Consider the following 22,234-nt stretch of genomic DNA (forward strand, 5'->3'; position numbering starts at 1 on the left):
AACGCGGCTCTGCCATAGGCTTTGCGCATGGAAAAGCGCCAAATACCCTATCTCGACCCTCGCGGACGTAAGGTCAAAATTCTCGCAACGGTGGGCCCCGCCAGCCGCGATCCCGAAATGTTGCTCAAACTGATCCGCGCCGGGGCCGATGCGTTTCGCGTCAATATGAGCCATGGCGAACATGCGACCCATGCGGAAACCATCGCGGCCATCCGCGCGATTGAGAAAGATTTGAACCGCCCGATCGCGATCTTCTGTGATTTGCAGGGCCCGAAACTGCGCGTCGGCAAGTTCAAGGATGGCAAGGCCGTTATCCGCCACTCGGGCCATTTCACACTCGACCGTAATCCTGAACCGGGCGACGAAACGCGTGTTGAACTGCCGCACCCCGAGCTATTCGGCCTGATGGAGAAAGGTCAGCGGCTGCTGATCAATGACGGAAAGATCCAACTCAAAGTCATCCGCGCAGATGAAAACGAGATCCTGTGCTCTGCTGTTGTTGGTGGAGTAATTTCGGATCGCAAGGGGGTGAATGTCCCGGATGCGGAAATTCCCATTCCAGCGCTGACTGCCAAAGACCGCAAAGACCTCGCATTCGCTGTCGAACAGAATGCCGACTGGATCGGCCTCAGTTTTGTTCAGCGGCCCGAAGATCTGGCCGAGGCGCGCAAGCTGATGGGTGGTCATGGCGCGCTGTGTGCCAAGATCGAAAAGCCGATGGCGGTGCGCCGTCTCGACGAGATAATCGAGATGTCCGACGGAATCATGGTCGCGCGCGGTGATTTGGGAGTCGAGCTAAATCCCGAAGAAGTGCCGCCGCTGCAGAAGAAGATCGTCAACAAAACGCGTATCGCGGGCAAGCCGGTGATCGTAGCAACGCAAATGCTCGAAAGCATGATTGAAAGCCCCGCCCCGACCCGCGCAGAAGTCTCTGACGTGGCGAACGCAGTGTATGACGGCGCCGATGCCGTAATGCTTAGCGCAGAAACTGCGGCGGGCGAATGGCCCGAGGAAGCCGTTACGATCATGGACCGGATCAGTGCACAGGTGGAGCGGGACGAAGCCTATCTCGACCGGGTTCGTTTCCTGGATACGCCGCCTGACCGGACCACCGCCGACGCCTTGGCACATAGCTGTATGACCATCGCCGACACGGTGCCTATCGCTGCGATTACCGTCTTCACCGGGTCGGGTAGCACCGCGCGCCGCGTGGCCCGCGAACGCCCCTCGGTGCCGATGCTGGTACTGACACCGCGCTTGCAAACCGCCCGCCGCCTAGCCCTTTTGTGGGGTGCCCACGCGGTGATGACGCGGGACATAGGCAGCTTCGAAGAGATGATCGCAAAGGGCAAGCGCATGGCGCTGCGCCACCGCTTCGGTGTGGCTGGCAGCAAGCTGATCGCGCTCGCAGGCGTTCCCTTCGGCACACCAGGCAGCACGAATTTGCTGCATATTGTGACGTTGGCGGGTGATGAGCTCGAGAAATATAGCCAGTGAAGCGGGGCTAAGGCGGGGCTAGCTGGGCAACAGGCTCAGCGTTCCGCGTAGCGCCTTATATTGTCTGTAGGTCAACGATTGGATAACTTTTCCGCGGCCGGTTTCTTGCGGCGAATAAGGCGCACCAGTCCAAACCGTGTGATTGACCTTGTCATCGACTCTCACGACAAACCGCATAGTGTCTTTATCACTCAGGCCCTTAAAACTGCGATCCATATCTGCTGATTCGAAGCGAAACGGATAGTAGCACAGGGTCTGCGCCGCACCGCCCGCAGGCGTATATCGCAGCCGTTCTAACGAACCTAGCCTGACCGGCTTCTGCGTCTGTCCGAAATAGACCGAGAGAGTTATTTTCCGGTCTATGGCCTCAGCCGAACAGCCATCTGCTCCAAAAGGGGTCATACCTCCGACAAGAGCGCCATTGCGATCCATTCCTAGATAGATCTTCGCACCTTTCGCATGAGTCCCGCTCACATAGGTTGGGCGCAAAGCAATGTCGTATTTGGTATCGAAGGCAGCCAGAACAGTTGTAGTACCGCGAAACGCCGGGCGCCAATATTGCCATGTTGAGCTACTCTTCGAAGCGAGGTTTGCCGTCGCAAGCGAACCTCTGGCTTCATTGGATATATCCTGCGCTTGCGCGGGATCGATTGATACCAGAAGCCCAAACGCTAGTGCCGCACCTAGTATTTTACTCATGAAGTATCTCGCCAAGAAAATTTGCGTTCCAAATATTATAATAAATAGAGACAGGCGCAAGCGACAAACATCTTCAGCCCGCCATATGTGGGCTGAACGGCGCAGCTGGTGGTATTAGTACTTACTCCATCCCCGAAGCCCGTTCCAAACGGCGGCGCGCAACGTCTTCACCCAGCACTGGCAGCAGATCGCCCATATCGGGACCAAAGTTTTGGCCCGTCAGCGCCTGACGCAGCGGCAGGAACAAAGCCTTACCCTTGCGGCCCGTTGCGTTTTTCAATGCTCCGGTCAAAGCGCCCCATGGATTGTCGCCCCAAGTCAAATTTGCTGCTGCTTGCTTCAGGTACTCGCGATCCTCGTCGGAGAATTCTGGCAGCTCGATCGGGCCGGTGACGATTTTCCAATAATCATGCGCGCCGCTGACGGTTTCCAGATTGGGACGCACGGCATGCCATGCTTCCTCGCCCATACCTTCGGGCAGGCGGTCCTTCACATCTGCATACTCCATCTGATGGACCAGCGCGGTATTGATCCGATCAAGGTCGGCATCATCGAATTTTGCGGGTGCCCGGCTGAATGTTTCGAGCGCGAATGTTTCGAGCAGCACATTGATATCGGCAATCGGCTCGACCGGCTGCGAGGTACCCAAGCGAGCGAGCAGTGCAATGATCGCCTGAGGCTCAATGTCGCGCTCACGAAACGCGTCGCAGCCCAGCGAGCCAAGACGCTTGGACAGCTTGCCTTCTTTGCCAACCAGCAATGCCTCATGCGCGAAATGCGGCGATGCGCTTTCGACCGGACAGTCGCTATCGCCGATATCGGCCGCTTTCAGAGCACGGAACATCTGGATTTGAACGGCAGTGTTGGACACATGATCCTCGCCGCGCAGAACATCGGTAATTCCCATCTCGATATCATCGACCGCGCTGGGGAGCATGTAGAGCCATGACCCATCTTCGCGCCGAACCACAGGATCGGATAGCATTGCGGGATCGAATTTCTGCGGGCCGCGAACGCCGTCGGCCCAATCAATCACCTCTTCGTGATCCAGCTTGAAGCGCCAATGCGGGCTAATGCCTTCGGCTTCTTTCGCCGCATGGTCTTCATCGGTCAGCGTCAGGCCAGCGCGATCATAAATCGGCGGCTTTCCGCGTCCGAGCTGGACCTTGCGTTTCAGATCGAGTTCCTGCGCGGTTTCGTAACAGCGATAGAGACGGCCAGCCTCCACCAGCGCATCGAAAGCTTTTTCATAATGCTCAAGTCGCTCGGACTGCCGTTCCTCGCCATCGGGATGGATGCCCAACCACGCCAGATCGGCACGGATTGCCTCGACATATTTCTCTTTGCTGCGCTCGGGATCGGTGTCGTCGATGCGCAGCATGAACTTCCCGGAACCGCCATCTTGCTTGGCTTTCTCCGCAAGCATCCAATTATGCAGCGCAGTGCGGATATTGCCGACATGCAGGCGGCCCGTAGGCGAAGGGGCAAAACGTGTAATTGTTGTCATGCGGACGCGGTTAGCCTGTGCGCGAAGCGGCGACAAGCAACATACTTCCCAATCCAACGCTGTGGGGCTAGCGTCGGCCCGATGAGCACAGAGACAGCACTCGCCAAGGCGATCGAAACAGCCGGACTGCCCGGTGCCTCCGCCATGGTAGTCGACAAGGATGGCATCCGCTTCAGCGGTGCATGGGGCATGCGTGATGCGGTCGCAGGTAAGCCGATGGCGCTCGATACGATTTGCCAGATAGCCTCGATGACCAAGGCCATCGTTTCGCTCGCCGCCATGCAATTGGTCGAGCAAGGCAAATTGACCTTGGATGATCCGGTTGGCGGGATTTTGCCCGATCTCGCCGACCCCCTAGTGCTGACCGGCTTTGCTGAGGGCGGCACGCCGCAATTACGACCCGCCAAAGGCGTGATCACTTTGCGCCAGTTGCTGACTCACACCGCGGGCTTCGGGTATCACTTCGTGCAAAGTGAAATTTTGGAATATTTCCGGAATGTTGGAATGCCTGCGCCGGGCTCCAAAGCGAATTTCCAGATGCCGCTGCTGTTCGATCCAGGGGAGAAATGGGAATATGGTGTCGCGACCGATTGGGTCGGGATGGCTATTGAAGCGGTAACGGGAATGCGGCTCGGTGATTATCTGCAGACCAATATCTTTGCCCCGCTGGGCATGATGGACACCGCTTTTCGCGCGGTGCTACCCGACGATGCCGCGAAAGTGCATATGCGGGTTCCCGGCGGAGAATTTGCAATCGTACCCGTCAGTCTCGGCGCTGGAGAAGTGCAAAGCGGTGGCGGCGGATTATCCTCCACCGCACCCGATTATGCGCGCTTCCTGCGGATGGTGCTGCGCGGCGGGGAATTGGACGGGCAACGCATTATTTCTGAGCGGGCAATTACGGACATGTCGCGCAATCAAATTGGCGATAAGCGCGCCGGATATATGGCCTCATCCATGCCGGAATTGGCCCCGCCTTATGACACGTTCCCTGATCAACATACCGGCTGGGGGCTTGGCTTTTTAATCAATCCGGAACCGGTCGAAGGCCGCCGCTCCACAGGAAGCCTGGCATGGGCCGGAATCTTTAATTCCTACTATTGGATCGACCCAACCGCCGGTATCGCAGGCGTGTTCATCACGCAGCTGTCACCCTTTGGTGATCCCGGCGCGTTGGAAGCCTTCGCTACGCTGGAACGGATGGCTTACGCCTCGCTCGATGCAAGATCGGATAGGGAAGCGGCACCAACCTAGGTCTTTTGCGCGATCGTCCCGTTGCCGCTAAATTTCGTGCTCTTCTTCAATGGTGTAGCCATGTGTCCCGTGAGACCATACGCCGTCACGTTGTTGCATTTGAAAAACTGCATCGCTGATCGCTTCTTGCCGAGTTGTACCGACACCCAGCGTCCAACGATTATAGTGATCACCTGCACCATCCTTAATTCGGCCACTCTTTATTAGAACCATATGTCCGCCGCCCGGATATTTGCTCGAGCCCGAATCGTAGCAATACGGTATAGAATTCGGGTAGGATTTTTTGTGATCGCGCTTTGCCGCACGCAACGCAGTGGCGCCATCGACATTAGGGCTTTTGCCCCAACGGACGAAATACTCGCTGTCATAGCCATTCCCGCCACTGTTCTTCTCTCGCTCGATGCAAACAGCAGCCGCGCCCGCATGAGCTTGTGCCGGAAATGTTAGGGCCCCAACGGTTCCCAAGGCAATTAGTAGCGTCTTCATATGAACGTCCCCTCTCACAAGAGTTTGTTATATTGCACACTTTCGGAAGTGCAAGAAGCGCGGTCTCGAACTGTGGACGGTGAACCCGCCGAGCCGGGTCGCAGGCTCGGCGGGCATCCAGGCAGTCAGGGCCGCCTAGATCTCGTCTTCATCATCAATCTCGTAGCCATGCGTCCGCTCGACCCACAGCGAGTCGCGACGACGCATTTCCTTCTTCGCGTCAATAATCGCCTGTGTGCGGTCGATGCCGAAGCCCAGCGCCCATTTGTTCATATGCGCGCCGGCACTATCCTTCTCGCGCCCAGATTTGATCAGGACATAATAGCCACCGTCCTTGAATTTCTCAGTACCGGTGTGGCGGCAATAGGGTGTGGAGCTGGGGTAATTGCGCTTATGATCACGCTTTGCTGCGCGTAGCGCCGTAAAGCCATCGACATTCGGGCTTTTGCCCCAGCGCATGAAATATTCCATGTCATAACTGTTACCTGCGCTGTTGGTATCTTTCTCGATACACACAGCGGCGGCCCCGGCCTGCGCCTGCGTCGATAGCGTCATTACTCCAACAGCAGCGGCAATTGTCAGTAGTTTTTTCATGTCATCGTTCCCTGAAACGAGTGTTGCTTGGGATCCCCTCTAGATCCACACGCGTTGTGGGACGCTCAGGCACTCTCCGCTGTGACGGGGGTCACGCAGGTTCAATTTCTACGGATTGGTATGGAAAGCCCCGGCCGGATAAATACTCAGCCGAACGAAGAAATCGGCAGTCCGAGTCAAACCAATGGCCGACTGGTCATCGTCATAATATTCGTCATAATCGTCACGATCGATGCGCGAACCCGTGACCACAATCAGCGCACCGTCCTGCGCACTCGCTGTAACAGGTATGATCAACGAGAATGCCGTTAAACCGAGAATTGCTGCGCGAAAAGCCATGCTACCCCCCTCTATTTTGCAGGTTGGATAAGGCTGTCGCTGTCTTTAACGACTGGCAAGAAAAACCCCGCCGAAGCCTGAGCTTCAGCGGGGTCTTCTGTTCGGTTAATCCCGAAGCTTATTCGGCTTCAGGCGTCTCCGGCGTATCAGCCGCGGGTGCTGTTTCACCGCCGCCAGAACCGCCCATGGCTGCAGCCATTGCGGCTTCGTCCATGGGTGCATCGACTGGAGCATCCGTTTCCGGCTCTTCGGTCGCTTCACCGGCAGCTTCGGCAGCGGCAAGAGCGTCTTGCTGCTTCTTCCACTGCGCACGGAGCGCCGCATCGCGGCTGGAGGCAGTAACACGCATCCGGTTCATACCCGCGCCGGTACCGGCAGGGATCAGACGGCCAACGATCACGTTTTCCTTCAGACCGATCAGCGTGTCCTTCTTCCCTTCAACCGCCGCCTGCGTCAGCACGCGGGTGGTTTCCTGGAACGAAGCAGCCGAGATGAACGAACGGGTCTGCAGCGAAGCCTTGGTGATCCCGAGCAGGATCGGCTTACCTTCAGCTTTTTCCTGCTTCTTGGTCAGCTTCGCATTGATCTCGTCCATTTCTGCACGGTCGACTTGCTCACCAGCGAGCAGCGTGGTGTCGCCGCCATTGGTGATTTCAACTTTCTGCAGCATCTGGCGAACGATCGTTTCGATGTGCTTATCGTTGATTTTCACGCCTTGCAGTCGGTACACTTCCTGAATCTCGTCAACGAGATATTCGGCCAGTGGCTCGACACCCAGAACATCAAGAATGTCATGCGGGTTCGGGCTGCCCGAAATCAGCGTATCACCCTTCTTCACGAAGTCGCCTTCCTGAACGTCGAGGACTTTCGTCTTCGCAATCAGATACTCGACGCGATCACCCTCTTCCGGAACAATCGCAATCTTGCGCTTGGCTTTATATTCGCGGACGAATTCGATCTTACCCGAAATCTTGGCGATGATCGCATTGTCTTTCGGAATGCGGGCTTCGAACAGCTCGGCAACGCGTGGCAAACCACCCGTAATGTCGCGGGTTTTCGAAGCTTCGCGCGATGCACGGGCAAGAATATCACCGGCCTGCACTTCCTGACCATCGTCAACCGACAGCGAGGTACCCGGTGCCAGCATATAACGCTGCGCATCGGTTTCGCCGTCTTCGCCGATGGTTTCGCCTTCGCCGAGCAGTGTCAGACGCGGACGAAGATCTTCTTTCTTCTTCCGGCCGGTTGCACGGTTTTCGGTAACAACACGCTGGGCGATACCCGTTGCATCATCGACGCGCTCTTCCATGGTCGTACCATCGATCAGATCTTGGAACGTCACCTTACCCGAAGTTTCGGTGATGATCGGCAGAGTGAACGGATCCCATTCCGCCAGGCGGTCACCTTCCTTGATCTTCGCGCCGCTCTTATTGAGCAGGACGGTACCGTAAGGAACCTTGTGCATCTCGCGCTCGCGGCCTTCGGCATCGATCACCACGATTTCACCAGAACGGGCAAGCGAGAGCAAACGGCCCTGCTTGTCGGTAATGGTCGGCATGTCGCGATATTCGACTTTACCGTCGGAAATCGCTTCGAGGTGCGATGTTTCGTTAACCTGCGCCGCACCGCCGATGTGGAATGTCCGCATCGTCAGCTGCGTACCTGGCTCACCGATCGACTGTGCCGCGATAACGCCCACAGCCTCACCGATATTGACAGGAGTACCGCGGGCAAGGTCACGCCCGTAACACTTGCCGCACACGCCTTGTTCGGCTTCGCACACCAGTGGCGAGCGGATCTTGGCAGACTGGACTTCAGCCGCTTCGATTTCCTTGACCATGGCTTCATCGACCAGAGTGCCCGCCTTCACGATGACTTCTTCGGTCTTCGCGTTGATCAGGTCTTCTGCTGTGGTCCGGCCCAGAATACGCTCACCGAGCGAGGCGATAACGCTACCGCCCTGGACGATGGCGCGCATTTCCAGCGCATTCGACGTTTTACAATCTTCCTGAACGATGACGCAATCCTGCGACACATCGACCAGACGGCGTGTGAGATACCCCGAGTTCGCGGTCTTCAGCGCCGTATCCGCGAGACCCTTACGGGCACCGTGGGTGGAGTTGAAGTATTCGAGAACGGTCAGACCTTCTTTAAAGTTCGAGATAATCGGTGTTTCGATAATCTCGCCCGAAGGCTTGGCCATCAGACCGCGCATACCGGCAAGCTGCTTCATCTGCGCTGGCGAACCACGCGCACCCGAGTGAGCCATCATGTAAATCGCGTTGATGTCTGCCTGGCGGCCATCCTTGTCGATCGGCTGAGCCTTAATCTCGTCCATCATCGCATCAGCAACAGTGTCACCGCAACGCGACCAAGCGTCGATGACTTTATTATATTTCTCTTGCTGTGTGATCAGACCGTCCTGGTACTGCTGCTCATAGTCAGCAACCAATGCCTTGGCTTCTTCGATCATGCCATCCTTAGAATCAGGGATAATCATGTCGTCCTTACCGAAGGAAATACCGGCCTTGAACGCGTGCTTGAAGCCAAGCGACATGATCGCATCGGCGAACAGCACCGTGTCTTTCTGGCCGGTGTGACGGTAGACTTGGTCGATCACGTCACCGATTTCCTTCTTCGTCAGAAGGCGGTTGATGATGTCGAAGGGAACCTTGTGGTTCTTCGGCAGACATTCACCGATCAGCAAACGGCCCGGCGTCGTGATGAAGCGTTTGAGGACGATCTTGCCGTCTTCGTCAGCTTGCGGGACGCGGGTGATGACTTTGGAGTGGTACGTAACCGCGCCGACTTCGAGAGCCTGGTGCACTTCGGCCATATCGGTGAAGCGCGGTAGTTTCTCGATCTTCTCGCCATTTTCTTCGACATATTCAGGAGTTTTCTCCTGACGGTCCATCGAAAGATAATAGATACCCAGCACCATATCCTGCGAAGGAACGATGATCGGCTTACCATTGGCTGGCGAGAGGATATTGTTGGTCGACATCATCAGCACGCGTGCTTCGAGCTGGGCTTCCAGCGAAAGCGGCACGTGGACGGCCATTTGGTCACCATCGAAATCGGCGTTGAACGCGCTGCAGACCAGCGGGTGAAGCTGGATTGCTTTACCTTCGATCAGAACGGGCTCGAATGCCTGAATGCCAAGACGGTGAAGCGTTGGCGCGCGGTTGAGCATGACAGGGTGCTCACGGATAACCTCATCGAGGATATCCCACACTTCCTTGCGCTCTTTCTCGACCCATTTCTTGGCTTGCTTCAGAGTCATCGAGAGACCCTTCGCATCCAGACGGGCATAGATGAACGGCTTGAACAGCTCGAGCGCCATCTTCTTTGGGAGACCGCACTGGTGCAATTTCAATTCCGGACCCGTCACAATGACCGAACGGCCCGAATAATCGACACGCTTACCGAGGAGGTTCTGACGGAAACGGCCCTGCTTACCTTTGAGCATGTCGCTCAAGGATTTCAGCGGACGCTTGTTGGCGCCAGTAATGACACGGCCGCGGCGGCCATTGTCGAATAGTGCATCGACGGCTTCCTGAAGCATGCGCTTCTCGTTCCGGACGATGATGTCGGGCGCGCGCAGTTCGATCAGACGCTTCAGGCGGTTGTTACGGTTGATGACGCGGCGATAGAGATCGTTGAGATCGGAGGTCGCGAAACGGCCACCATCCAGCGGCACCAGCGGGCGCAACTCGGGCGGAATAACCGGCACGACTTCGAGAATCATCCACTCTGGGCGGTTGCCCGAACCGATAAAGCTTTCGACGACTTTCAGACGCTTGATGATCTTGGCTGGCTTGAGCTTGGACTTGGTGGTCCGCAGCTCTTCCATCAGATCGTCGCGTTCCTGTTCGAGATCGAGATCCATCAGCATGAACTTGACCGCTTCCGCGCCGATACCGGCGGAGAAAGCGTCTTCGCCATACTCGTCCTGCGCTTCGACCAGCTCGTCTTCGGTCAACAGCTGGAACTTCTCCATCGGAGTAAGACCCGGCTCGGTGACGATGTAGCTTTCGAAATACAGCACACGCTCAAGCTGCTTGAGCTGCATATCGAGCAGCAAACCGATGCGCGAAGGCAGCGATTTGAGGAACCAGATATGCGCGACCGGAGCAGCCAGTTCAATGTGGCCCATCCGCTCGCGGCGGACTTTGGTCACGGTCACTTCAACGCCGCATTTCTCGCACACGACGCCTTTATACTTCATCCGCTTATACTTGCCGCACAGGCATTCGTAATCCTTCACAGGGCCGAAGATGCGCGCGCAGAATAGGCCGTCACGCTCTGGCTTGAACGTCCGGTAGTTGATCGTTTCCGGCTTCTTGATTTCGCCGAAAGACCAGCTGCGAATACGCTCTGGTGATGCCAGACCGATCTGGATCTGGTCGAAGGTTTCCGGCTTAGCCAGCTGGTTGGTGAATTTGGTTAGGTCATTCATAACTTAATTCCCATTCGGGGTTTTATTTTCACCCTTCGCGACGTCACCTTTGCCATTTGTCATGGAATAAAGGCCAATCGCGAGAAAGAACAATCCAATTGCAGCGACTAACAACCCAACCAATTCGAGGCTCTCGAATTTTGAGTGAGTGAGCAACACGCCACAAATCTGAAGAAGCATGCCGGCAAAGAGCACTTGGCGACCGTAAGTGGTGGTCACCTGCTCATTCAAATCTCTGCCGAAAAGCTTCATCGTTTACTCCGCTGCGATCTGCATGCCGTTGTCATCTTCGTCACCATCAGTGAGCGAGGAGAGTTCGACATTGAGACCCAGGCTGCGCATTTCCTTGACGAGAACGTTAAAGCTCTCCGGAATGCCCGCTTCGAAGGTGTCGTCACCTTTGACGATTGCTTCGTAGACCTTGGTCCGTCCGATCACGTCATCCGATTTCACGGTGAGCATTTCCTGCAGTGTATACGCTGCGCCGTAGGCCTGGAGTGCCCAGACCTCCATCTCACCGAAGCGCTGACCGCCGAACTGCGCCTTACCACCCAGCGGCTGCTGAGTGACGAGGCTGTAGGGGCCAATCGAACGGGCGTGGATCTTGTCATCGACCAAGTGATGCAGTTTGAGCATGTAGATATAGCCCACAGTCACCTTACGGTCGAACGCGTCGCCGGTGCGGCCATCATACAATGTCACCTGACCCGAACCGGGCAGATTAGCCCGCTCCAGCATCGTGGTCACATCGCCTTCAACCGCGCCATCGAACACTGGCGTACCCATCGGAACGCCATTGGTCAGATTGCCCGCCAGCTCGACGATCTCTGCGGTAGAACGGGCATCGATCTCGCCGTGGTAATCATCGCCATAAGCATTCTTTAGACGGTCGATGACTGCTTCCGGCGGTTGTGCCTTGGCATAATCTTCCGCCGCATTCGGGTTGGCGCGCTTCCACTCTTCCAGAGCTTCAGTGACCTGATGTCCAAGACCACGTGCGGCCATGCCGAGGTGGGTTTCGAAAATCTGCCCGACATTCATCCGCGAAGGCACACCCAGCGGGTTCAGAACGATATCGACCGGCGAACCGTCTTCGAGGAATGGCATGTCTTCTTGCGGAAGAATCCGCGAGATAACACCCTTGTTCCCGTGACGGCCGGCCATCTTGTCGCCCGGCTGCAGCTTGCGTTTCACCGCAACGAAGACTTTGACCATCTTCAGAACGCCCGGCATCAATTCGTCGCCGCGCTCGAGCTTTTCCTTACGATCTTCGAACTTGTCTTCGATGCCCTTGATGGAAGCATCATACTGGCTCTTGATCGCTTCGAGCTGCTGCTGGCGCGTGTCATCGGCAACTGCGAATTTGAACCATTCGTGCTTCTCGACCCCATCCAGAACGGCTTCGTCGATCTTGCTGCCTTTCTTGATACCTTTCGGCGCGGCAGACGCGGTTTGACCGGTCAACATGTCCCGCAGACGGTTATAGGTCGCCCGGTTGAGAATGCTGCGTTCGTCGGCGCTATCCTTGCGCAGACGCTCGATCTCTTCCTGCTGGATCGCCCGCGTACGGTCATCGACTTCGATGCCGTGACGGTTGAACACACGCACTTCTACGACCGTACCGGCAACACCGGGTGGCAGACGGAGCGAGGTATCGCGAACGTCGGAGGCTTTCTCACCGAAGATGGCGCGGAGGAGTTTTTCTTCCGGCGTCATCGGGCTTTCGCCCTTCGGTGTGATCTTACCCGCCAGGATATCGCCCGGATGCACTTCTGCACCGATATAGACGATGCCCGCTTCGTCGAGATTGCGCAGAGCTTCCTCGCCGACATTCGGGATGTCGCGTGTGATATCTTCAGGGCCAAGTTTTGTATCGCGGGCCATGACTTCGAATTCCTCGATATGGATCGAGGTGAAGACGTCATCCTTCACGATACGCTCGGAGATCAGAATGGAATCTTCGTAATTGTAGCCATTCCAAGGCATAAAGGCGACGAGGCTGTTCTTGCCCAGCGCCAGTTCGCCCAGATCGGTCGACGGACCGTCAGCGATAATATCGCCTTGCTCGATCGTCTCACCCACTTTCACCAGCGGACGCTGGTTGATGCAGGTGTTCTGGTTGGAGCGCTGGAATTTCTGCAGCGTGTAAATATCGACGCCCGACTGGCCGGGTTCGACATCACCGATGGCACGGATCACGATACGGGTCGCGTCGACTTGGTCGACGATACCGCCGCGAGTTGCCGAAATCGCAGCGCCGGAATCGCGGGCCACGGTTTCTTCCATCCCGGTACCGACAAACGGTGCTTCGGCTTTCACCAAAGGCACAGCTTGTCGCTGCATGTTCGATCCCATCAATGCGCGGTTTGCGTCATCGTTTTCCAGGAACGGAATGAGCGAGGCAGCAACCGAAACCAGCTGTTTGGGCGAGACGTCCATCAGCGTGATTTGATCGTTAGGCAGCATCACGAACTCGCCAGCCTGACGGGCCGAAACGAGGTCTTCGACGAACGTACCGTCGTCATTCAGCGCAGCGGATGCCTGCGCTACCGCATGCTTTTGCTCTTCCATCGCCGACAGATAATTCACTTCGCCGGTTACCTTGCCGTCTTTAACAGCGCGGTATGGTGTTTCGATGAAGCCATATTTGTTGACGCGGCTGAACGATGCGAGGCTGTTAATCAGACCAATGTTCGGGCCTTCCGGCGTTTCAATCGGGCAGATACGGCCATAATGGGTCGGGTGAACGTCGCGGACTTCAAAGCCGGCGCGCTCACGCGTCAGACCGCCGGGGCCGAGAGCCGAAACTCGGCGCTTATGCGTCACTTCGGAAAGCGGGTTCGTTTGGTCCATAAACTGCGACAGCTGTGACGAACCGAAGAATTCACGAACAGCAGCGACAGCTGGTTTCGCGTTGATCAGATCGTTCGGCATCACAGTCGACACATCGACCGAGCTCATGCGTTCTTTAACGGCACGCTCCATACGAAGCAGACCGACGCGGTACTGGTTCTCCAGCAGCTCACCAACCGAACGAACACGGCGGTTACCGAGGTTATCGATATCATCGACCTCGCCCTTGCCGTCTTTCAGATCGACCATTTCCTTCACAACCGCGAGGATGTCTTCCTTGCGCAGCGTCGTCACAGTGTCTTCAGCGTCCAGTTCGAGACGCATGTTAAGTTTCACGCGGCCAACAGCCGACAGGTCATAACGGTCGCCGTCGAAGAACAGGCCTTCGAACAGCGCTTCCGCTGTCTCCTTGGTTGGCGGCTCACCCGGGCGCATGACTTTGTAAATCGCTTCGAGCCCTTCGTCGCGATTTTCAGCCTTGTCGACTGCCAGAGTGTTGCGGATCCACGGACCGGTGTTGATTTCATCGATGTCGAGCAGCTCAAGGCGGTCGATGCCAGCGGCGTCGAGCACTTCAAGATTTTCGGCAGAAACTTCGTCACCGGCTTCGATGTAGATGCGGCCGGTTTTCTCGTCGATCAGGTCGCGCGCGGCGTAGCGGGCAAAGACTTCCTCGGTCGGGATCAGCAGATCCTTGAGGCCGTCCTTGGCGGCTTTATTGGCAGCACGCGGGCTGATTTTCTGGTTGGCAGGGAAGATTTCTTCGCCGGTTTTGGCATCGACCAGTGCGAAGGCAGGCTTGGCATTGCGCCATGCTTCAGGGTCGAACGGCATTTTCCAGCCGTCTCCCTTTTTGCCCGATACGCGCTCCCACGTGACAGTGTCGTAGAAGTGGTCGAGAATGCCTTCGTGATCGAGGCCTAGCGCGAATAGCAGGCTGGTGACCGGCAGCTTACGCTTACGGTCGATCCGGACATTGACGATGTCTTTGGCGTCGAATTCGAAATCGAGCCACGAACCGCGGTAAGGAATAACGCGCGCAGCGAACAGCAGCTTGCCCGAAGAGTGGGTTTTGCCGCGGTCATGGTCAAACAATACACCCGGCGAACGGTGCATCTGAGAGACAATAACGCGCTCTGTGCCATTGATGATGAACGTACCGTTCCCGGTCATCAGCGGCATGTCGCCCATATAAACGTCCTGCTCTTTAATATCGAGCACGGAGCGGGTTTCGGTTTCCTGATCGACTTCAAACACGATCAGACGCAGCGTCACTTTCATCGGCGCGGCGTATGTGATGCCGCGCTGGCGGCATTCGGTGGTGTCGTATTTTGGCGGCTCAAGTTCGTAATTCACGAAATCCAGCTCGGCAGTGCCGGCGAAATCGCGAATCGGGAATACGCTGCGCAGCGTCTTTTCGAGGCCCGAAACATAATCGATTGATGGGTCAGAGCGGAGGAACTGTTCGTAGCTCTCGCGCTGAACCTCGATCAGGTTCGGCATCTTGGTGACTTCGTGAATGTCACCGAAGATCTTACGGATACGCTTTTTCGCAGTACCGGTGTTTGCACCCGACTTGCGGATGGGTTTTGCCTTGGTCGCCATGGAGGGTATTTGCCTCTTATAATAAGACCGACGTTACGCGTTGTCGGTGCATTCAAATGTGTCTGCGCGGAAACACGCCACAACCCTTGACCCTTAGGTCATGGCCTTACGGCCAAACGCAAAAAGGCCGCAGCGAATCGCACCCGTTTTTAGGTGCTGCTGCAGCTTCACAAGCGTCGCGGGCTATGGAAAGCCACTTCCGTTCTTGGACTGACCACCGCGCAATGGCCTGTCTCGCTCGAAGTAGCGGTTGACGGCCATATAGGAATGCGGCCCTCGCGTGTCAAACGAGAACGGGCCACAACGGTTGTAGCTCGCTTCCACCACTAATTGACCCTTTCCCTCAATCGCGATAGCGCCCGCTTGCTTAACAGAGGGATTGGCAAAGAGATGATGCAATCAGGTAAGTCTATATTCGACGATCCGGCGGTGTTTCTCGGCATGGCTATGTCCCTAAAAGAAAGTGGATCAGCAGATCAGGCGGTCAAAATGGCGAAGGCCGCTCTGGCGGAGCGACCGGATGACGCTGAATTGAACGCTGTCGCCCGCACTATTCTGTCGGACGGGGTCCACACCTATCATCAGGTGATGCTGGCCGATATTCCGCGCAATGTTGCTTATCGCGAAGCGATCGACCGCTTCTCCGAAGGCAAGACTATCCTCGATATCGGAACCGGAACCGGTCTGCTCGCGATGATGGCGGTCCGCGCAGGCGCGAAGCATGTCTATGCGTGCGATCGCAATGCGACCAAAGCCGACCTCGCGCGCGACATTATCGCGGCCAACGGCATGTCGGACAAGATTACGGTCATAAACAAGATGTCGCTCGATCTGGACCGCGACGCGGATCTGGGTGGCGGTGTCGATATGGTAATCTCGGAATTGTTCTCCGCCAATGTTGTCGGCGAGACGCTGATGCAGGCGCTCGCCCATGCAGCAGAAGAGCTGACCAATCCCGGCGCGACGTTCCTCCCCGAACGCTGCGCAATCATGGGCGCGCTTGCCGAATGCAAGGCACGCCCCGATGTGACCGATGTCGAAGGTTTCGACCTGTCGCTGCTCAATGAACGCCTCAAGAAAGACACGATGGTCAGTGTCCCGCGGGGCGACAAGTTTCAGCGCGGCCCCGGCGTGTCACTCTATGATTGTGTATTCGAACCCGACAAACCCGCGCCCGATTCAGATAAGAAGTTCACTACGCTGACTTCCGATGGCGGAACGGTGAATGGCGTGATGCAATGGCTGCGGATCGAGTTTGCCGACGATATTATCTACGAAAACATGCCAGGCGGCGATCCGCTGTGCCATTGGGGCATCCGATTCGAACCCTTCGCCAAACCACTCGAAACCAAAAAGGGCGAGCGGATCAAAGTCGGCTGCATGCACGCCAATGGCGAGTTGGTAATATGGGGCAACAGTTGACCGCCACCCCGGTCACATCACGAAAAACGATGTGTCACATATTGTTTTTCGATATTATTGATTGACAATAAACCGACTCGGCCTTATTGATTTTCGATATCAAGCATATTGGAGATCAACAAATGACACGTTTCTATCAAAATTCCGCCGCGGCCGTCGCCGCTATCGCAATTGTCGCTATCACATGGGTGCCGGTCATCAACGTGCCGACAGCCGAAGCTGCAACTCTGATCGTACCAGCCTTGGTTTGATCAGACGCGGGACAGGAGAACATTCATGACCACACAAACACGCGATCCGTTATTGGCCGCAGGGCGTATCATTATCCTGCTCGCACAAGGGCTGTTTGCACTTGGCGCCGCCGCGCTGACCATAGGCTTCCCGATCGTCCTTTTCATGCAGGGTCAATTCACCGAGGAATTACAAGCCGAAATCGGCAATCCGGAACTGGTGTTTCCGACATCAGCGATCCTCGGCCTGATGCTGCTTGCGCTCATCGTCGTGATTATGGCATTTTTCTTCCTCAACAAGATGCGCCTGATAATCGACACCGTTGCTGACGGTGACCCGTTTGTGCCGGATAATTCCGAGCGCTTGACAGCAATGGCGTGGCTGATGCTGGCGATCCAAATTCTCGCAATTCCCGCAGCAGGCCTCGCTCTCTACATCACCAAAGTGCTCGAAGATGCGAACGCAACTATAGACGCCGGGATTGATTTGAACGGCGTTATCATGGTCGTCGTCCTCTTCATCCTCGCTCGTGTGTTCCGCCACGGAACCGCGATGCGCGAAGATTTGGAAGGAACCGTCTGATGCCTCCTTCCAACAGCAACGACTCCACAAACGGGAGCATTACCGTGAAACTCGATGACCTTCTCCACGACCGCCGCATGACCCTGACCGAACTGGCCGAGCGGGTCGGACTGACCCTCGCCAATCTGTCGATCCTCAAAACCGGCAAAGCCAAAGCAATCCGGTTCAGCACGCTCGAAGCCCTTTGCCGCGAGCTTGACTGCCAGCCGGGAGATTTGCTGGCCTATGATTGAATTTCGGAACCGATGCGCTCCTGAGCGATTGGGTCATCGAGTCAACAGGAGAAACTACTATGAATAAATACGCATTTATCGCCTTGCCAGCCGCTCTCGCACTGAGCGCATGCGGTGGCACAGACGCCCCTGCAGTCGAAGAGGCAGGCGATCGCATGGACGAACAAGCCGAAGCCATGGAAGAAAAAGCTGACGAACTCGAAGACGCTGGCATGGAAGCGCAAGCGGAAGCCACGGAAGAACAAGCTGAAGTGCTGGAAGACAAAGCCGACGAAATGTAACTCACGTGGTTCATTAGAGATTGGGCCTGTCGCTTGCGGCAGGCCTTTTCTTTTGGTGCCGGGAACGATCGGGTCACCAGTTTGTTGTATCATCAAATAACAGGAGGAATTTTTATGAAAAAGCTAGCACTTATCGCACTTCCCGCAGCATTTGCCCTGACCGCATGTGACGGCCCAGCCGAAGAAGCAGGGGAGCAACAGGACGATATTACCGAAGCAGCGGGTGATATGATCGACGAACAAGCTGACGTCGCAGAGGCACATTCGGAACTTGCTGAAGAAAAAGCCGAGGCTGCGACTGACAGTGTCGAGAAAGCAGAACTGGAACAGCACGCGCAAGAGCTCGAACAAAAAGCGGACGCGTTGGAAGAAAAAGCTGACGGAATGTAATCGCGCACCGCTTGATTACAGCGAGAGGCCTGCCGCGAGAGCGGCGGGCCTTTTCGTTTTCTGGCGGCACATGGCGGCGCCTCAAAGGTTGACTCCTGATGCGCTTGCGCTATTGGCCCATTCGTTCGCTGGGCTGACGGGTCCAGTGAACATCCGTCCAAGACAGTTGGTGACCGGAATATGCCGGTCTTAATTTCCAGCCTAGACGGGGATTAGAGATTTTCACGAAAGCCAATTGGCCTTCGTATCGCGGATCGCTTTTACAGCACCGCATCCTCCTTCCCCATCAATGGACTCGCCCGTGATGCCTCTGGTGTCATGGTCAATGTAGCCGGTTACCGGGCATATTGCTTGGTGACCATAGTGAAGGAGTAAGACATGGATCGTTCGCAAAAATCCGACGCGGTCGCTGGTCTTAACGCAACTTTCAACGAGAGCGGCGTGGTCGTTGTGACCCGCAATCTCGGCCTGACGGTGGCTCAGTCCACTGAACTGCGCGGAAAAATGCGTGAAGCCGGTGCATCGTACAAGGTTGCGAAAAACCGTCTTGCCAATCTCGCCCTGAAAGACACGGATTACGAAGGCCTGAGCGAATTGCTCACCGGCCCGACTGCTCTGGCAACATCAAGCGACCCTGTCGCTGCTGCCAAAGCTGCCGTGGAATTCGCCAAGACGAACGACAAGCTCGAAATCGTTGGCGGATCGATGGGCGGTCAGATGCTTGATGAAGCTGGCGTAAAGGCACTTGCCTCCATGCCAAGCCTTGACGAGCTTCGCGGCACGATTGTTGGCCTTGTTAACGCACCAGCGACGAAAATCGCCCAGGTCGTCAACGCACCCGCCAACAAGCTTGCTCGCGTCTTCGGTGCCTATGGCGCCAAAGAAGCGGCGTAAGCGGTTTTTTGAATTGAACATTCTGGGGCGAATTTGCCCCGCCCGATTGCAAAGTCGGGGTCATATTTTTGGAGTATTAAGTCATGGCCGATATCGCCAAGCTTGTTGAAGAACTATCAAAACTGACTGTCCTCGAGGCAGCTGAACTCGCCAAGGCACTGGAAGAAGAGTGGGGCGTTAGCGCCGCTGCTGCAGTTGCTGTTGCTGGTCCTGCCGCTGGCGGCGCTGCTGAAGCCGTTGAAGAGAAAGACGAATTCGACGTCGTTCTGACCGGTGACGGTGGCAAGAAAATCCAAGTGATCAAAGAAGTCCGCGCCATCACTGGCCTGGGTCTGACTGAAGCGAAGGGCCTCGTCGAGAGCGCTCCTAAGCCGATCAAAGAAGGCGTCAACAAAGCTGAAGCCGAAGAAATCAAAGGCAAGATCGAAGCAGCCGGCGGTACTGTCGAACTCAAGTAATTGGGTAAGACAGGCTGCTTGAGCACGCTCAAGCGATTCTGTTACAAGTTTTACAGGTGTCTTGAAGCGCCTGTAGATGGAAGGGCGGTGCCGCAAGGTGCCGCCCTTTTCTGTTTACTCTTGGCATCCGGTTAAATCTGGGTCAGCACAGCGTCACCAAGATTTTAAAGGATCGCTTCGACATGCTGACTAAGACTTCCCTATTCGCCACGGTTGCCACGGCCGCACTCTTGAGCAGCGTATCGGCCGCCGCCCAAGATACGCGGATTGTGCAACCGGGTGCGCCGGGGCAGCCAACCAAGGAACTGAGCCCGCAGCAGGCAGTCGCTCTCGCCGACAACTCCTACGCCCATGCGGATGTGATGTTCATGCAGAGTATGATCGTGCACCATCAGCAAGCGGTCGAGATGTCGGCGCTGATTGCTGACCGGACCAATAAGGAAGAGATCGTCTCTATTGGCGGCAAGATCAGCGGTTCCCAGAAAGACGAGATCACTTTCATGCGCAATTGGTTAGCCGAACGCGGTGAGTCGCTGGAGATGGAAGGCATGGGACACGCGCATCACATGGGTATGATGGGTATGGCGACGCCCGACCAGATGCAGCAACTGGCCGCCGCGCGGGGGACCAATTTTGACCGCCTGTTCCTGCAACTGATGATCCGCCACCATGAAGGCGCGATCGACATGGTCGAGGATCTGAAAGATCAGCCGGGCACCGCTGCCGATCCCGTGTTTCTGGAATTCACCGACGAGATCGTGAACGACCAAAACACTGAAATCGAACGGATGAACGCCATTCTCGCCAGCCTGTCGGACGATCCGCGCGCTACGCTAACCGCCGGCCTGCGTGATGCAGGCCAAGCGATCAGCAACCTGCGGCTCGTCACCGCTCTGCCAAAGCCTGCAGGCTTTTTCGACCCGGCCAACCCGGCGGGGTTGCGGCCTGAAATCAAGAAAAAAGACGACCCAAAGAGCGATGTCAAAGCTGTGACTGACATGCTCGCAGCGATGATCGAGGGAGACCGCAACAAAGACCCTCGTGATGCAGAAGAGGTTGGCGAAGACAGCGAACCAAAATTTGCCGAGCGCAGCCCGCTGCTGAGCTTCGCCAATACCGACATGGCATTCAGCGGCGATATTCTGGTGGCCGGCAATTATCACGGTTTCAACGCTTACAGACTTGGCGAGGACGGTATGCCGACTCTGGTCAGCTCGACCGTTTGTCCCGGCGGGCAAGGCGATGTGTCGATCGTCGGCGATCTGTTGCTGATGAGCGTCCAAGACACCCGCGCGCGGGTCGATTGCGGATTGCAAGGTGTGCAAGAGCGAGTCAGCGAGGAGCGCTTCCGCGGCCTGCGCATTTTCGACATCTCCGACATCACCAATCCCGTGCAGGTTGGGCAGGTTCAAACCTGCCGCGGATCGCACACCCACTCGGTCGTCTCGCAAAGCGATGAGATGTTGATTGTCTATAATTCGGGCACGTCGCGCATCCGTGATGAGGAAGAATTGGCCGGTTGTATCGGTGATGTACCCGGCGATGACCGCACCGCCCTGTTCCGGATCGATGTAATCGAAATTCCCGTCGCTGATCCCTCCAAATCACGGATCGTGGATAGTCCCGCTGTGTTTGCCGATCCCGAGACCGGACGTCTCGCTGGGCTTTGGCAGGGCGGCGATCACGGTGAGGGGACGCAGGACACCAATTCGACCAACCATTGCCACGATATTACTGTGTTCCCAAGTCTCAATCTCGCGGCAGGAGCCTGCTCGGGCAACGGTATCATTTTCGATATTTCAGACCCGCGCGCGCCCAAGCGGATCGATGAAGTGGTCGATAAGGGCTTTGCCTATTGGCACTCCGCGACATTCAACAATGACGGAACCAAGGTACTGTTCACCGACGAATGGGGCGGCGGCAGCAGGCCGCGTTGCCAAGCCGCCGATCCGCGTAATTGGGGCGCTAACGCGATCTATGAAATCGTCGATGGGCAACTGAAATTCCGCAGCCTCTACAAATTGCCCGCCCCGCAAAGCGACAAGGAAAACTGCGTCGCGCATAATGGCTCGATCATCCCCGTCCCGGGCCGCGATATCTTCGTGCAGGCATGGTACCAGGGCGGGATCAGCGTGATCGATTTCACCGATGCAGCAAACCCGTTCGAAATCGCCTATTTCGACCGCGGTCCGGTGGACAAGGATCAGCTCGTCACTGGCGGCTACTGGTCAGCCTATTGGTATAATGGCCGCATCTACGGCACAGAAATCACCCGCGGGCTTGATGTGTTTGCGCTGGAACCGAGCGAGTTTCTGACCGCTGAAGAAATCGCTGCTGCAGAAGCGGCGAATATGGGCGAAACCTTCAACCCGCAGACGCAGTTTCCGGTCACGTGGCCCGAGGGCGCTGCAGCGATGGCAGAGGACAGCCGCAAAGGCGGCTGATCCTCG

The 22,234-nt window shown here is 56.5% G+C and carries 19 protein-coding genes; 11 read left to right on the forward strand and 8 right to left on the reverse strand.

Annotated elements, in window-relative coordinates; all coding sequences use genetic code 11:
- The first annotated feature begins 27 nt into the window (after positions 1-27).
- Positions 28-1,497, forward strand: a complete 1,470-nt coding sequence (gene pyk, locus GRI35_RS00500) for a pyruvate kinase (RefSeq protein WP_160612208.1) — start codon at positions 28-30, stop codon at positions 1,495-1,497.
- Between the two features lie 18 nt (positions 1,498-1,515).
- Here pyk and GRI35_RS00505 read toward each other — a convergent pair whose 3' ends face one another.
- Both GRI35_RS00505 and gltX read right to left on the reverse strand, forming a co-directional pair.
- The gene (locus GRI35_RS00505) at positions 1,516-2,196 is read right to left on the reverse strand and encodes a hypothetical protein (protein WP_160612209.1); all 681 of its coding nucleotides are present in this window, start codon (positions 2,194-2,196) and stop codon (positions 1,516-1,518) included.
- A gap of 121 nt (positions 2,197-2,317) precedes the next feature.
- Positions 2,318-3,703: a glutamate--tRNA ligase gene (gene gltX, locus GRI35_RS00510; protein WP_160612210.1), complete on the reverse strand. Its 1,386-nt coding sequence runs from the start codon at positions 3,701-3,703 to the stop codon at positions 2,318-2,320.
- Positions 3,704-3,784: 81 nt separating this feature from the next.
- Between gltX and GRI35_RS00515 the strand changes: the two genes are divergently transcribed.
- Positions 3,785-4,957, forward strand: coding sequence for a serine hydrolase domain-containing protein (locus GRI35_RS00515; RefSeq protein WP_160612211.1), 1,173 nt, complete (start codon positions 3,785-3,787; stop codon positions 4,955-4,957).
- A gap of 27 nt (positions 4,958-4,984) precedes the next feature.
- Here GRI35_RS00515 and GRI35_RS00520 read toward each other — a convergent pair whose 3' ends face one another.
- The 6 genes from GRI35_RS00520 to rpoB all read right to left on the reverse strand — a co-directional run bounded on the left by GRI35_RS00520 (position 4,985) and on the right by rpoB (position 15,293).
- Positions 4,985-5,443: a hypothetical protein gene (locus tag GRI35_RS00520; protein ID WP_160612212.1), complete on the reverse strand. Its 459-nt coding sequence runs from the start codon at positions 5,441-5,443 to the stop codon at positions 4,985-4,987.
- Positions 5,444-5,578: 135 nt separating this feature from the next.
- Complete coding sequence (locus GRI35_RS00525; protein WP_160612213.1) at positions 5,579-6,037, reverse strand: hypothetical protein; 459 nt, start codon at positions 6,035-6,037, stop codon at positions 5,579-5,581.
- A gap of 108 nt (positions 6,038-6,145) precedes the next feature.
- On the reverse strand, positions 6,146-6,376 hold the full coding sequence (locus tag GRI35_RS00530) for a hypothetical protein (protein ID WP_160612214.1): 231 nt from the start codon (positions 6,374-6,376) through the stop codon (positions 6,146-6,148).
- Between the two features lie 118 nt (positions 6,377-6,494).
- Positions 6,495-10,835, reverse strand: a complete 4,341-nt coding sequence (rpoC, locus tag GRI35_RS00535; RefSeq protein ID WP_160612215.1) for a DNA-directed RNA polymerase subunit beta' — start codon at positions 10,833-10,835, stop codon at positions 6,495-6,497.
- A 3-nt stretch (positions 10,836-10,838) separates the two neighbouring features.
- The gene (locus GRI35_RS00540) at positions 10,839-11,087 is read right to left on the reverse strand and encodes a hypothetical protein (protein WP_160612216.1); all 249 of its coding nucleotides are present in this window, start codon (positions 11,085-11,087) and stop codon (positions 10,839-10,841) included.
- Between the two features lie 3 nt (positions 11,088-11,090).
- Positions 11,091-15,293 carry a DNA-directed RNA polymerase subunit beta gene (gene rpoB, locus GRI35_RS00545; RefSeq protein WP_160612217.1) on the reverse strand — a complete coding sequence of 1,401 codons (4,203 nt, stop codon included), beginning with the start codon at positions 15,291-15,293 and terminating at the stop codon, positions 11,091-11,093.
- A 390-nt stretch (positions 15,294-15,683) separates the two neighbouring features.
- Here rpoB and GRI35_RS00550 point away from each other — a divergent pair, with 390 nt between their 5' ends.
- From GRI35_RS00550 to GRI35_RS00585, 9 genes are all read left to right on the forward strand, one after another.
- The gene (locus GRI35_RS00550; protein WP_235900082.1) at positions 15,684-16,715 is read left to right on the forward strand and encodes a 50S ribosomal protein L11 methyltransferase; all 1,032 of its coding nucleotides are present in this window, start codon (positions 15,684-15,686) and stop codon (positions 16,713-16,715) included.
- A gap of 122 nt (positions 16,716-16,837) precedes the next feature.
- Positions 16,838-16,966 (forward strand): hypothetical protein, encoded by a 129-nt coding sequence (locus GRI35_RS13890; RefSeq protein WP_268894013.1) that lies wholly within the window; start codon positions 16,838-16,840, stop codon positions 16,964-16,966.
- A gap of 25 nt (positions 16,967-16,991) precedes the next feature.
- Positions 16,992-17,528 (forward strand): DUF2975 domain-containing protein, encoded by a 537-nt coding sequence (locus GRI35_RS00555; RefSeq protein WP_160612219.1) that lies wholly within the window; start codon positions 16,992-16,994, stop codon positions 17,526-17,528.
- On the forward strand, positions 17,528-17,761 hold the full coding sequence (locus tag GRI35_RS00560; RefSeq protein WP_160612220.1) for a helix-turn-helix domain-containing protein: 234 nt from the start codon (positions 17,528-17,530) through the stop codon (positions 17,759-17,761). The genes GRI35_RS00555 and GRI35_RS00560 overlap by 1 nt, the downstream gene beginning before the upstream one ends.
- Before the next feature lie 59 nt (positions 17,762-17,820).
- On the forward strand, positions 17,821-18,042 hold the full coding sequence (locus GRI35_RS00565) for a hypothetical protein (protein WP_160612221.1): 222 nt from the start codon (positions 17,821-17,823) through the stop codon (positions 18,040-18,042).
- Positions 18,043-18,156: 114 nt separating this feature from the next.
- Entirely contained in the window at positions 18,157-18,432 is a 276-nt protein-coding gene (locus GRI35_RS00570) for a hypothetical protein (RefSeq protein WP_160612222.1), read from the forward strand.
- A gap of 378 nt (positions 18,433-18,810) precedes the next feature.
- Positions 18,811-19,326 carry a 50S ribosomal protein L10 gene (gene rplJ, locus GRI35_RS00575; RefSeq protein ID WP_160612223.1) on the forward strand — a complete coding sequence of 172 codons (516 nt, stop codon included), beginning with the start codon at positions 18,811-18,813 and terminating at the stop codon, positions 19,324-19,326.
- An 83-nt stretch (positions 19,327-19,409) separates the two neighbouring features.
- A complete protein-coding gene (gene rplL / locus GRI35_RS00580; protein ID WP_160612224.1) occupies positions 19,410-19,784 on the forward strand; it encodes a 50S ribosomal protein L7/L12 in 375 nt (124 codons plus the stop codon).
- A gap of 182 nt (positions 19,785-19,966) precedes the next feature.
- Positions 19,967-22,228: a DUF305 domain-containing protein gene (locus GRI35_RS00585; RefSeq protein ID WP_160612225.1), complete on the forward strand. Its 2,262-nt coding sequence runs from the start codon at positions 19,967-19,969 to the stop codon at positions 22,226-22,228.
- The last annotated feature ends 6 nt before the right edge of the window (positions 22,229-22,234 follow it).

This window comes from Pontixanthobacter aestiaquae (genome assembly GCF_009827455.1).
Lineage (GTDB): Bacteria > Pseudomonadota > Alphaproteobacteria > Sphingomonadales > Sphingomonadaceae > Pontixanthobacter > Pontixanthobacter aestiaquae.

Coding starts and splice junctions, on each gene's coding strand:
- pyk (WP_160612208.1), top strand. CDS start 28: ATGGAAAAGCGCCAAATACCCTATCTCGACCCTCGCGGACGTAAGGTC.
- GRI35_RS00505 (WP_160612209.1), bottom strand. CDS start 2,196: ATGAGTAAAATACTAGGTGCGGCACTAGCGTTTGGGCTTCTGGTATCA.
- gltX (WP_160612210.1), bottom strand. CDS start 3,703: ATGACAACAATTACACGTTTTGCCCCTTCGCCTACGGGCCGCCTGCAT.
- GRI35_RS00515 (WP_160612211.1), top strand. CDS start 3,785: ATGAGCACAGAGACAGCACTCGCCAAGGCGATCGAAACAGCCGGACTG.
- GRI35_RS00520 (WP_160612212.1), bottom strand. CDS start 5,443: ATGAAGACGCTACTAATTGCCTTGGGAACCGTTGGGGCCCTAACATTT.
- GRI35_RS00525 (WP_160612213.1), bottom strand. CDS start 6,037: ATGAAAAAACTACTGACAATTGCCGCTGCTGTTGGAGTAATGACGCTA.
- GRI35_RS00530 (WP_160612214.1), bottom strand. CDS start 6,376: ATGGCTTTTCGCGCAGCAATTCTCGGTTTAACGGCATTCTCGTTGATC.
- rpoC (WP_160612215.1), bottom strand. CDS start 10,835: ATGAATGACCTAACCAAATTCACCAACCAGCTGGCTAAGCCGGAAACC.
- GRI35_RS00540 (WP_160612216.1), bottom strand. CDS start 11,087: ATGAAGCTTTTCGGCAGAGATTTGAATGAGCAGGTGACCACCACTTAC.
- rpoB (WP_160612217.1), bottom strand. CDS start 15,293: ATGGCGACCAAGGCAAAACCCATCCGCAAGTCGGGTGCAAACACCGGT.
- GRI35_RS00550 (WP_235900082.1), top strand. CDS start 15,684: ATGATGCAATCAGGTAAGTCTATATTCGACGATCCGGCGGTGTTTCTC.
- GRI35_RS13890 (WP_268894013.1), top strand. CDS start 16,838: ATGACACGTTTCTATCAAAATTCCGCCGCGGCCGTCGCCGCTATCGCA.
- GRI35_RS00555 (WP_160612219.1), top strand. CDS start 16,992: ATGACCACACAAACACGCGATCCGTTATTGGCCGCAGGGCGTATCATT.
- GRI35_RS00560 (WP_160612220.1), top strand. CDS start 17,528: ATGCCTCCTTCCAACAGCAACGACTCCACAAACGGGAGCATTACCGTG.
- GRI35_RS00565 (WP_160612221.1), top strand. CDS start 17,821: ATGAATAAATACGCATTTATCGCCTTGCCAGCCGCTCTCGCACTGAGC.
- GRI35_RS00570 (WP_160612222.1), top strand. CDS start 18,157: ATGAAAAAGCTAGCACTTATCGCACTTCCCGCAGCATTTGCCCTGACC.
- rplJ (WP_160612223.1), top strand. CDS start 18,811: ATGGATCGTTCGCAAAAATCCGACGCGGTCGCTGGTCTTAACGCAACT.
- rplL (WP_160612224.1), top strand. CDS start 19,410: ATGGCCGATATCGCCAAGCTTGTTGAAGAACTATCAAAACTGACTGTC.
- GRI35_RS00585 (WP_160612225.1), top strand. CDS start 19,967: ATGCTGACTAAGACTTCCCTATTCGCCACGGTTGCCACGGCCGCACTC.